The following is a 10,250-nucleotide window of genomic DNA, read 5'->3' as shown; positions in this document are numbered from 1 at the left end:
GGCGCAACCCTCGGCCCACTTCATTTGCGCAGCGCCTTTGCGCCTGTCGCGCCGTCCAGCTTGGCCGCGATCGCACGTTGGTTCTCGATCAGCTCCGTCAAGTCAGCCTTCGTCAAGAAGACACCCAGCGATCGACCTAGAACGATCGTCAACACAGCACCGATCACCAAGCAGCCGAGCGCGATCCCGACCGTGGGCAGCAGCGGTTTTTTCTTGGCAGCGTTTGCCTTTCTGATGGCCTCGATCCCGTCGCCCGTCATACGCTCGATGACCGCCTTTCCCTGTTTGAACTCTGCTTCGTAGTCCTTGTGTGCCTGGGCGATCGTCGCCGCCGCCGTATTCAGGTTGTTTGCAGCAGCGCGCAAATCCGATGCGGCTTTATCGAGAATTTGATTGATCGCCGGTACAACGGCATTTTTCGCGCCTTCTTCTACAGTCGCCGCGATTTTTCCGGACAATTCGAATACCAAGCGGCGAAGCTCATCCGACCGAATATCTGCAACTTGGGTGACTTGCTGCTTTGCACGTTGAATCGTGCGGTCCTTCTCATCGCTCAACGTACCAATTGCCACCGCAATTTCATCCAGCAAAGGGCGAAGCTGAGCATTAACGCCCTCCGTGACGCCGGGAAGCACGTCGAACAATTCTTGTACGCGCTGCGACACTTTATCAATGTCGTCCAGCACATTAAGCATGAATTCCTCGCGCAGGCCTTCAAGGCGTTTTTTACGGTCGATGGTATCCATCCCTGCCCCGCTTATTTCGTAACGGCTTTAAATGCCACGTCGAGGTTTTCGTTGACACTGGCCGCGCGGCGCTTCTCCAGGTGGAGAGCCATATACTCGGCGCGCTTTTCTTCGTCCGTAGTATTACGGCGCAGTTCTGCATAATCTGTTTTGTCCGCAGCCAAGGCCGGCACGGTCAATAGCTTGCCATCGGCATCCGTCATTGCCTTGAGGTTTTCGAAAACATCATTGTGATAAACCACCGCACCAGGGCGAACGAGGCATTTCTTTTCTGCTTCCGCGTAGCTGAACAGAACAGCAAACACGTCCTCGATATTTTCGCTCTTGTCGTGGTCGTTGAAAATAACGCGAATCTTCTTCGCCGGCACACCGATTGAATGCAGTGCATCAATAGTGGCGATAGTGTCTTTCTGCTGTTTGACAGCTGGAACGACCGGCACCACAAACAAATCGAAATCTTCGTGCGAAGCATCGTATTCGGTCATTTGCTGGATAAAGCCGGCGATGTTGGAAGATCCAACATCAACCACCGCAGCATCGTTATCCAACAGATGTTCCTGAACAAAATCAAAATCTTTACTGGTGATTCGGACGCCGCCTTCATCTGCATTGTGCGTTTCCATGCTGATGAGATTTACACCCAGGCGAGGCGCGAAAAGATGACGGCCCAGCGTGCTTTTGCCGACGTTACCCGAAAAGTTGATGAGAGCGATTTTCATATAATTTCTTCCTTATTTCAGTGGATTAACACGTTTGGCTTTAGTGGAGTAAGTCTCGAATTTCTTCTCGACCGCTTCCGGGTTTGTTGCTTGGCGATACTTTTCCATTGCCGGCAGGTCGTCCAGCTCATCGCTTTTCTTCCCTTCGTCTTGCGCGTTTTGGATTGCACAATCCAAAGTTTGCTGCGCTGCCGGCGCTGCACCTGATGATGCTGACCGGGCTACTGGCGGCGGCGTGGAGGACGCTACCGTCTCTCGACGATCGCGCCACTTTCTTGCGCGCCACAGCTCGTTACGGAAGTTGGCCAGCGACGTTTCGTAGCCTTCCTCCTTCAACTCCCCAATGATGACTTCCTGCCTGATGCCGACCTCAAGACGTGCCTCGATGTCTGCCAGGCGCTGGCGAATCACGCCAGCAAAGCTCTGTTGCTTCTTCACCTTTGCCCCTCTTTCCCTAACATTGGTCGCTTTGCGGATGTTTTGCTGATGTTCTGCTGATCTTTCCGCAGTTTCGGCGGTTATTGCTGACTTTATAGTGATGTTTTGCTGATGTCAATAGGCAACATTAAGATTCTTTGCTGATCTTATGCTGATGTTGCGCAGATGCGGAATATGCTATAGTGTTGCTGTGTGCTAACACAGGCACGTGAGATATGTTTGCAAAAACCCTCCGGGTTTCCGCAAAATATCCGTGCCAAAGGGCGCTGCCCTTTGAAACCCGGCGCCGCTACGCGGCCCGGAAATTCACCAGCTCCGCAGGAAGATAGACAACATGGCTCGACCTACCAAACCCGACAGCGAGAAGCTCACACGCACCGTCGCCTGGCGTGTGAACGACGCGACCAAGACCGAACTCGACCGGCAGTATGTCGAGTCGGGTATGAGCCAATCCGAATTCTTGCGGGAGCTGCTGCAACGTCGTAAGCCGACGATCATCGCCAAGGCCCGCCCTTCCCTCGATTTGAAGCAGTTGCTTTTTCTGTACAGCAAAGCAAGTAACAACATCAACCAGTTGGCCCATCGCGTGAATGCAGCACACCTGGACGGGACACTAGACGAGCGGACCTATAAAGGAATCCTTGCATCCCTTGAGCGCATCGCGGTTGAAATGAAGCGAGGTATTGACAATGCTAATTAGGGTTGATGGCGGGAAATCAGGAATTGTTGATTACCTGATTAACGGTAAAAAGGCAGGCCGTAACTATCATCGCGACGAGTTAGACGAGCGTGTTTTCTTATCCGGTAATCTCGATGTGGCTGACTTCCTTATCAATAATATGGAAGGTCAGGGGGAAAGATACAAACATATTACTTTGGCTTTCAAAGAAGATGATCTAAGCATTGAAACGCTCCAGGCGATCAATGACGAGGTAAAGGCGTATATTTGCGCAGCTTACAAGGATGACGAAATTTGCTATTACGCAGAAGCGCATCTTCCAAAGATCAAATCTTTGATTGACGAGAAAACCGGCAAGCCTTACCCCCGCATGCCGCATATCCATATTGTCATACCGACTGAAAACTTATTTGATAACCAAGTGGCAAATCCATTTGGCTACTACCCGCATTCACAGAAATTTGCTAAAGCGTTGCAAGAGCACATCAACGCGAAATTTAATCTTGCCGACCCTGCGGATAATAGGCGTACCGACTTTTCTAGTAAGGCCGACATTATTAGTCGCATCAACAGCGACGAGTTTTCCGGCGCGGGCAAGGAATTGAAAACCGAGATTCGCGCGGCGATGATCGAGCAAGATATAACATCGTATGAAAGCTTTAAGAATCTATTGCAGAGGTATGGCACAGTAAAGGAAGTGCAAGGGAAGTACGGCGAACATTTGAACTTGGTTCCACACGGACAAAGCAAAGGGATCAACTTCAATCGCAAGAACGGTGAGCATGTTTTTAGCCGAGCATTTATTGAACTTCCAACGTTGGAAAAAATACAGCAGCTTACGAAGGTTGCGAAGTTCACGGCGGAGGAACGCAGTAAGCTAATGCAAGAATGGGTCAATGTACGATCGAAGGAAATAAAGTATCTCAATTCCGGAGATAAGAAATACAAGCTGTACCAGAAAATGAGCGAAGCCGACAAGCTCAAGGAATTAAAGCGGCAAGAAACTGAATTCTATAAAGAGCAAGGAGTAGAGCATGAGCCAACAAACGAACGCACCGACAGACGAGCAGCGGCTTTTGAACGTATTGGAGACAATCTCAGATCATCAAGCGCAGATCTCGCAGCAGCTCGCGGAGCTGCTGGAAATCTTGACCGCGCAGCCGGAAACATCGCTGATCGAGCAGCTATCCGAGCTGTTGCAGCCGCTCTTGACGGACGTACAGGAAATCAAAGGCAAAGTCGCCCACCTGCCGAGCGGGACACCCAGCGCACAGCCAGCGTAGTAGGGCGCTACCGGCGCGAACTGGACGAGCGCGGCGCCGTTGCGAAGGCAAGCAAGGGCGGGGAGTTCGGAGAGATTAAACAGAACCTTGAGGCGGGCCGGCTGTTGGCCCACCTGTCGAAGACGCACGGCGTTCTGGCCGATAAATACGTGGTCACTCGCGGGAGGGACGGCAGCGAACGGATCAAGTGCGGCAACCAAAATTTGAACGTCTCTGACTTCCTCACAAAGCATATGAACCTACCGTGGAAGGATGCCGCGCCGATCCTGCGCGAGGTGTACGCCGCGCAGCGTGGCAACGTGCATCACCAGGCGAAGCCGGCGCCATCACGCGAGCTGTGGGACAAGTACCAAAGCTGGAAGCAGCATGAGGCACCGAAGGAGCGAAGCCAGGCCGCAGCAGCGATTACGCGCACCCATGCCGATGCGATCGACCAGGCTACAAAGGATTTCAACGCGGCGAAGTCGCGTATCCAGGGCGACCGCTCGATAACGCGAGCCGAAGCCAAGCGCCTGATCGACATTGCGAAGGCGACACGCGAGCATGCAAAGAAGGAAGCGCGCGATTCACGCAACGCCGCGCGCGCAGCCGAGCGGGCCAAGTGGAGCGCGAAGGGCGACAACCTGCTAAAGCGCTTCCTTGCCGAAGCTGCACAGACCAACGAGTCGCACGCCGAGGCGGCGCTGGCCGAGCTGCGCAAACGCGCGCCGGACATTGCCGAGAAAGAGGACGCCGCGAATTACATCAAGGCGGCGGACCAGCAGGCCAAGGAGCAGGGCGCACCGATCAAGCGGGACTTGCGCTACACGGTCGACCTCAAGGGACACATCACCTACAGGATCGACGGCCAGGAGGCATTGAAAGACGAAGGCAAGCGCGTGAACATTTTGCGCGCCAGTGACGGCGATGTGATCGAGGAAGGGCTGTACCTGGCTAAGTCGAAGTTCGGCAAGACGTTGACGCTGCACGGCTCTGACCAGTTCAAGGCCGAGGCGGTGCGGATCGCGGTCGAAAAGAATATTCCGGTCGACTTCAGCGACCCGCATTTGCAGCGCATGAAACACCAGCTCGAACAACAGAAGATCGACCGCCAGCGCTTGCGAGAGCAGGGCAGGAAGGCGATCGAGGTCGAGCGCGCACGCAAGGAGAAGGAGAAGGCCGACGCCGCCCTACAAGCCCGCGAGAAGGCCAAGCCGAAGGCGAAGGACGCCGAGGCCAAGAAGCCGGCCGCTGTTGTCAAGGAGCAGGCCGCGGCGCCGGCACCGGAGCCGGTTCTTGCTGTGCCAGGCGCGCAGGCGCCGCACAAGCAGCACGGCACCTACAAGGGCGAGATCCTCGCCGTCGATAACACGTATGTCTACCAGCAGACGGAGAAGGCCGTTATTCACCATCTGCGCACCCAATTTAACGAGCTGCCCAAGCCCGGCGATGAAGTCGCAATCCGCTACAGCGCTGGCCAGGTCACGCACGTTAAAGACCTCGATCGCGGCCACGGCCACGGGCGATAACACCAACCGCTAAGGAGTTCACATGAAAGAAGAAGTCACCAACCGCTATGCGAATGCGACGGCCAGCCGCGAGGCATTGGAGCGCGAGCGCGAGAGCGCAGATCCGGACCGCCGCGCCGCGATCGACGCGCAGCTTGTCACCACCCGCGACACCGAGCACGCGGCCCGCCGCGAACTGGACGAGCTGAACGGCTTTTCTGGCGTGCCGGCCGTGGAGCCAGCCGCCGAGATCCAACAGGCGCAGGAACAGCAGGCGCAGCAGGCCCAAGCACCGGAGACGGTGCGGCAGAAGGAATACACGTCAGGGAACCGCTTTACCGGCGCGCTGGGCGCCTTGAAAAGCGAGCGGATGGTAGAGACCCACACCCACATCGACATCGTAGAGGCGCGCATTGCCAACGCGCGCACCGAGCAAGTACGCGAACAGCTCGCGGGCGAGAAGGCGCAGGCCGACGCGGCAAAGGAACGTGCAGCCGAAGCAAAGGAAGTGGACCGCGTGCGCGCCGAGCGCGTGTTCGAAGGCGGGCACGCTCCGGGTGAACTCGGCACGCAAGACTATCTGCGCATGGAGAGCGACCACCGCAAGGCGACCGTCGATTACGCGCAGCGCGCGGCCGACCAGGAGAAGCGCGAAGAAGCCGAAGCCGAAGCCGTGGCGGCGCTGTCGGAAGAAACCGGCATCGAGCATGTGATTCTAGCCGCTGATGCCATGATCGAGGGCGAGATTGTCGCGGAAGCCGTGGTAAGGGACGAAAGCTATTTCGCCGTGGAGTTCTCCGACGAGAGCGGCAAGCCGGTACGCGCGCTGGTGCCGGCAGCGGGCCACAGCTTTTCGATCGGCGACGAAATCCAGGTAGAGCGCAAGCTTGGCTATCACATCGACGCTTCGTATGGTTACGGCCGCTAACCGTCCCATGCGCTACAGGGTCGTTTTACCGGCCCGTAGCAAGGCGCTGCAAGCAGGGAAGGGCGGTTTCAAGTGGGCGATGTTTTTCGCGCTCCAAGCCGCGATTCTGCTGCTGCTGTTGCAGGCGCAGCAGGAAGCCGCCAATCATCGGATGCCGCTCCTGATCCGTGCCGGCCATCCATCAGACAATGAATGCAACTGCGGCCAGTGCCGGCAATGCCGGCTGGCCGAAGAAAGGGAATGCGATTATGAGCATGGACGATAAGACGACGGCGGCGCCGATCGGGAGGCGCTGATGGCCTACGACACCAAGCCGTTATGGGATGCCGCCTTGCAGCGAGAGCCAGAGGCCAAAGTGATGCCGTGCCGTTGCGGCTCGATGCCGGCGCCACTGACGAACATATCAGGCGACGAGCGGCGCCGCTGCTGGCCCTGCTATGAGACGCAATTCCGTGTCGCGATGGATCACTGGTCCAACTGACCGGCCCAAAGAAAAAGCCCTGCGATCGCAGGGCTTTTTTGTTGAGCTGGTGCGGTTACGTCGGCAGCTTATTCCCCAACGTGAGCCGTGATATTCGCAGCCAGGCCGACCGTATGACCATCCTGCGGCAGCGAGTCGCCAGCAGATCGAATGCGATCTTGCAGGCGCGGGCCTTGGCCTTGTCGCATTGCTTCGCGTGGCCCTGCGGCGTCATTGGCCGGGCCGGAACCGCCCGAGATCGAGGCCGTTGAAGCGTCACCCAAGCCACCGGCCGGCGCGAAGTCGTTAGGAACGAAGCCGCCCAGGTCACGCGCTGTCGCTCCCGGCGCCGGCGCCGGCTGCGCGCTTTGCGCCCCCGAATTGCCCTGCGTGCTTTGGCCGGAAGATCCGGCGCTTTGCCCTGCGCTGGTAGCCGATGCGTTTTGACCGCTTGCACCTGATTGCGACGAAGGCGCGGGCGCGCTTGAAGAAGCCGAGGACGTCGACGGAGAGGACGCGCTAGGGCCACGTGCGGCGCCGCCGTTGGCAACCGAACTACCGATGCCGCTCCCCGACAGACCCGGCATACTCGCTGCACTGGAGGACGCGCCGGCTGCACCGCTCACGGCCGAGGCTGCACCCGCAGCGTTCGAGATCGTGCCTTGCCCCATGGTCGAACCGAGAAGGGAGGACAGAGCTTGTGCGCCCGTCATGGCGGCGCCTGCGCCGGCTTTGCCAGCGGCGGCGGTAGCTGCCATCACGCCACCAGCAGCCACGCCGGCACCGACCGCACCAGCCGCCAGCATAGCGACATTGGAACCAGCATCGCCGGCAGAGAGGGACGCCGTACCGTTCATCAAGTCGGCCGCGACCTTCGGCAATTGAAAGCTCAGATAGGCCAGGATCGCGGACACGGCCAGCGACCAATACATAGGCGACCAGTCCGTAAGAGTTACGTCCTTCATGGACTCACCCATGATCGGCGCCAGTGTGCCGGCCACGCCGACAATCAAGTACACCACCAGGATTTTCATGCCGATCGCGATGCCGCCCTTGAGGGAGTTGATCGCAATATCGCGCGTGAACTGCAAGCCGCCAAAGCCCATGAGCAAGGGAGTAACACACATCCACATCCACCCGGAAATCAGCGTCAGGGCCATTTGCGCCGCCAGGATGACGAAGCTAAGCAGGATGACGATACAGATAATCACCATCGTCATACCCGGCACGAAATTCTGGATCGCAGCGAACAAGCCTTGATTTGCGCCAGTCGAGTCGTTGAAGGTGGCAACCATGAGATTTTGCAGGTCGATCCCTTGCGTGATGATGGCCGATGGCGACAGGTGCGACAGGCCGCTACCCTGTTGCCCGATCAGGTCGAAACTGTTGATGATGGCCGGCAGCCAGGTAGAACCAAAGAGCATGATGCTGTAGAAAAAGCCGGTAGTCATCATCACGCGCACCACAGAACCGACTACCGCTTCAAGGCTGATCTCTTTGAGCAGCAGCATAATCATGTTGACGGATACTTGAATGCCCGTCAGTAGGAACAACAGGCGCACGCCGACCGACTGAATCCTTTCTCCGAAAAGCTTTGTCGCCGCCTCGAACTTATCGACGGCAGTATCGAGGACAGGCGCCGCGCTGGCCGTTTCGGTGACGGCGAACGCGAGCAGCAACACCAGGGCAGGGAAAATCCAATGGCTATTTTTGCGCTGCATTTTTAGCCTCCTTGGCCGCTTTTTCCTCAGCTTGAATCTCGGCCAAGGTGCGGATCTTGGCGGGCTTGCGGTCCGTGAACTGGCGGAGTGCTTCGGCCTTTTGGCTTTCGCTGACCGTGGGCGCGGCCGGGGCGGCGGGCTGGCTCGGCGCCTCCGATTTGCCGCAGGCAGCGAGAGTGCAGGAGAGGGCCAGAGCGATAGCGAATTTGTACATGATGCGTCCTTTCAGGTTATTTGGATGACTTGCTGATTTCATCCAGGGTACGCACGCGCGTAGTTCCCCGGTTGAAGTAGCCGCGCAACGATGCGTCGCTACTGTCTTGCTTGGCCTGCTGGCCGCTCATGTAGGCCATTTGGGCATTCGCTTGTGCCATTTGGAGTTGGCGAAGCTGTTGCATCTGGCCGACCATGGCGACACTGATCTGATTGCCGGCTTGCAGAGCCTGCAACTGCCCGCCTGCCGTTTGAGACTTCGCCACCAGTTCATTAACCATGCCCTGTTCGGTGGTGAAGTTCTCGGAGTGCGCCGAAATCAGGGATAGGGCATTTTTAACGCTGTTCAGCGTATTGCCCGACCAATCGCGGTATGCACGGCTGTAGTCGGCGCTCGTCGCCCCATAGCCCGGATACAGCTGCTTGAACTTGCCGTCGACCGTGGACAGGCTATAGCTGATTTCCTGCCCGCCTACGACGATCTTTTGCAGGTTGCGGAAAGCCTGCGTCATGTTCTGGTCCTGCCACAGCTTTTGCGCCGCTTGGTCAAGCAGGGCGCTCGGCGTCATCTGCTTGAGGTTTTGGAGCATCGTCTGATACTGGTTGAACTGGTGAATCGTCTGTTGGGCCTGCTCGACGTACTGCGCGCCGAGCTGGAGATTGTTGAGGATCTGTGTCGGCTCCGTGGCACCGATGACGGCGCCGGCACCGGCCACCCCATGAAAAGCGAGGGAGAGAAGCGCGATTGCAACGGCAGACTTACGCATGTTCCCACCCCCGGAGTTCGATTTTCGACAGGCCCAGGCGGGCGATGCCGGCGACAACGGCGCCGATCACCGGCAGCACGACACCGCCGCACAGGACAGCCAACGCGACACCGGCCAAGCCGGCCAGGGCGAAGACAGCGAAAATATCGCTGATGCGCTTGCCCGTTGCGAGCGTTACGCCCCGCCACACGGCCACAGCACCGAGGACCAGCAGCCAGGCCATTGCCACATCACCGGACCACAGACCGAAGCCGGCGCCGCCAGCAGCAGCGGCAGCAGCGAAGGGCAACAGCAGGACAAGGCCGGCCGTACTTTTGCGAGCTGCGGCCGGCACTTCGCGGGACGCAGCGTTGATGATTACTTGGTTGGTATACATGGAAAACTCCCCTTTAAAAAGTACAACAATTATTCCACATTTCCGGGCGGTAACTGTTGTAAATGTCCTTTGAAATCAATCGCTTAACGCTATCAAGATAGCTTGATAGCGTTATAGCCCGATAGCTGTTAGGCGAACTCGGCCAGCGCTGCCGGCGTACCAGGCGTCACCAGCTCGTCATCGGCAAACATCGCCATTGCCTTGGCGTGCTGCTGGTCGAGGTAGCGGGCCGCACTGGCGACCGAGACGGCGCCGGAGCGATCGGCACGCAGAGGACGGGGGAGGACCGGGCCGAACATCGCGGCAAGCGTGCGCGGACCGAATTTTTCGCAGGCGCTAAACGGTACGCCGGCAATAACGATAGAATTGGACTTAGCCATGATTTCACTCCTGATTAGTGAGGTTTTGGTCAGGCGCTTTTCGGTGTTCCCGC

Annotated in this window: 12 protein-coding genes; 4 read left to right on the top strand and 8 right to left on the bottom strand. The window is 57.8% G+C overall.

Translation table 11 applies throughout. From position 1 onward, the window contains the following. Positions 1 to 20: 20 nt before the first annotated feature. The 3 genes from ACZ9AQ_RS23375 to ACZ9AQ_RS23365 are packed head-to-tail and all read right to left on the bottom strand — an operon-like array spanning position 21 to position 1,903. Positions 21 to 746, bottom strand: a complete 726-nt coding sequence (locus tag ACZ9AQ_RS23375) for a hypothetical protein (protein WP_429207052.1) — start codon at positions 744 to 746, stop codon at positions 21 to 23. Between the two features lie 11 nt (positions 747 to 757). Next, positions 758 to 1,465 carry a StbB family protein gene (stbB, locus tag ACZ9AQ_RS23370; RefSeq protein ID WP_429207050.1) on the bottom strand — a complete coding sequence of 236 codons (708 nt, stop codon included), beginning with the start codon at positions 1,463 to 1,465 and terminating at the stop codon, positions 758 to 760. A 12-nt stretch (positions 1,466 to 1,477) separates the two neighbouring features. Further along, positions 1,478 to 1,903 carry a hypothetical protein gene (locus tag ACZ9AQ_RS23365; protein WP_429207048.1) on the bottom strand — a complete coding sequence of 142 codons (426 nt, stop codon included), beginning with the start codon at positions 1,901 to 1,903 and terminating at the stop codon, positions 1,478 to 1,480. Between the two features lie 334 nt (positions 1,904 to 2,237). Between ACZ9AQ_RS23365 and ACZ9AQ_RS23360 the strand changes: the two genes are divergently transcribed. From ACZ9AQ_RS23360 to ACZ9AQ_RS23345, 4 genes are read left to right on the top strand one after another with little or no spacing between them, the layout of a single operon-like run. Continuing rightward, positions 2,238 to 2,603, top strand: coding sequence for a plasmid mobilization protein (locus ACZ9AQ_RS23360; RefSeq protein WP_429207046.1), 366 nt, complete (start codon positions 2,238 to 2,240; stop codon positions 2,601 to 2,603). Continuing rightward, complete coding sequence (locus tag ACZ9AQ_RS23355) at positions 2,593 to 5,373, top strand: LPD7 domain-containing protein (RefSeq protein ID WP_429207044.1); 2,781 nt, start codon at positions 2,593 to 2,595, stop codon at positions 5,371 to 5,373. The genes ACZ9AQ_RS23360 and ACZ9AQ_RS23355 overlap by 11 nt, the downstream gene beginning before the upstream one ends. Positions 5,374 to 5,395: 22 nt before the next feature. Next, positions 5,396 to 6,280, top strand: a complete 885-nt coding sequence (locus ACZ9AQ_RS23350; protein ID WP_429207043.1) for a hypothetical protein — start codon at positions 5,396 to 5,398, stop codon at positions 6,278 to 6,280. A 7-nt stretch (positions 6,281 to 6,287) separates the two neighbouring features. Beyond that, a complete protein-coding gene (locus ACZ9AQ_RS23345; protein ID WP_429207042.1) occupies positions 6,288 to 6,545 on the top strand; it encodes a hypothetical protein in 258 nt (85 codons plus the stop codon). Between the two features lie 284 nt (positions 6,546 to 6,829). On the opposite strand, the gene trbL is transcribed toward ACZ9AQ_RS23345, so the two are convergent. The 5 genes from trbL to ACZ9AQ_RS23320 form a co-directional block, all read right to left on the bottom strand. Then, complete coding sequence (gene trbL, locus ACZ9AQ_RS23340) at positions 6,830 to 8,461, bottom strand: P-type conjugative transfer protein TrbL (RefSeq protein WP_429207040.1); 1,632 nt, start codon at positions 8,459 to 8,461, stop codon at positions 6,830 to 6,832. Next, a complete protein-coding gene (locus ACZ9AQ_RS23335) occupies positions 8,445 to 8,675 on the bottom strand; it encodes a hypothetical protein (RefSeq protein WP_429207038.1) in 231 nt (76 codons plus the stop codon). The genes trbL and ACZ9AQ_RS23335 overlap by 17 nt, the downstream gene beginning before the upstream one ends. Positions 8,676 to 8,691: 16 nt before the next feature. Further along, positions 8,692 to 9,441, bottom strand: coding sequence for a P-type conjugative transfer protein TrbJ (gene trbJ / locus ACZ9AQ_RS23330; RefSeq protein WP_429207037.1), 750 nt, complete (start codon positions 9,439 to 9,441; stop codon positions 8,692 to 8,694). Then, positions 9,434 to 9,817, bottom strand: a complete 384-nt coding sequence (locus ACZ9AQ_RS23325; protein ID WP_429207035.1) for a hypothetical protein — start codon at positions 9,815 to 9,817, stop codon at positions 9,434 to 9,436. Before ACZ9AQ_RS23325 ends, trbJ begins: the two co-directional genes overlap by 8 nt. 128 nt (positions 9,818 to 9,945) lie before the next feature. Then, on the bottom strand, positions 9,946 to 10,197 hold the full coding sequence (locus tag ACZ9AQ_RS23320) for a hypothetical protein (RefSeq protein ID WP_429207033.1): 252 nt from the start codon (positions 10,195 to 10,197) through the stop codon (positions 9,946 to 9,948). Positions 10,198 to 10,250 lie beyond the last annotated feature (53 nt).

Source organism: Massilia sp. UYP34, assembly GCF_056279385.1.
The sequence above is the reverse complement of the archived record's forward strand: the minus strand, read 5'-3'. Positions and strand labels throughout refer to the sequence as shown.

Bases quoted from the DNA above. Each gene is read 5' to 3' on its own strand.
- ACZ9AQ_RS23375 (WP_429207052.1), bottom strand. From the start codon at position 746: ATGGATACCATCGACCGTAAAAAACGCCTTGAAGGCCTGCGCGAGGAA.
- stbB (WP_429207050.1), bottom strand. From the start codon at position 1,465: ATGAAAATCGCTCTCATCAACTTTTCGGGTAACGTCGGCAAAAGCACG.
- ACZ9AQ_RS23360 (WP_429207046.1), top strand. From the start codon at position 2,238: ATGGCTCGACCTACCAAACCCGACAGCGAGAAGCTCACACGCACCGTC.
- ACZ9AQ_RS23355 (WP_429207044.1), top strand. From the start codon at position 2,593: ATGCTAATTAGGGTTGATGGCGGGAAATCAGGAATTGTTGATTACCTG.
- ACZ9AQ_RS23350 (WP_429207043.1), top strand. From the start codon at position 5,396: ATGAAAGAAGAAGTCACCAACCGCTATGCGAATGCGACGGCCAGCCGC.
- ACZ9AQ_RS23345 (WP_429207042.1), top strand. From the start codon at position 6,288: ATGCGCTACAGGGTCGTTTTACCGGCCCGTAGCAAGGCGCTGCAAGCA.
- trbL (WP_429207040.1), bottom strand. From the start codon at position 8,461: ATGCAGCGCAAAAATAGCCATTGGATTTTCCCTGCCCTGGTGTTGCTG.
- ACZ9AQ_RS23335 (WP_429207038.1), bottom strand. From the start codon at position 8,675: ATGTACAAATTCGCTATCGCTCTGGCCCTCTCCTGCACTCTCGCTGCC.
- trbJ (WP_429207037.1), bottom strand. From the start codon at position 9,441: ATGCGTAAGTCTGCCGTTGCAATCGCGCTTCTCTCCCTCGCTTTTCAT.
- ACZ9AQ_RS23325 (WP_429207035.1), bottom strand. From the start codon at position 9,817: ATGTATACCAACCAAGTAATCATCAACGCTGCGTCCCGCGAAGTGCCG.
- ACZ9AQ_RS23320 (WP_429207033.1), bottom strand. From the start codon at position 10,197: ATGGCTAAGTCCAATTCTATCGTTATTGCCGGCGTACCGTTTAGCGCC.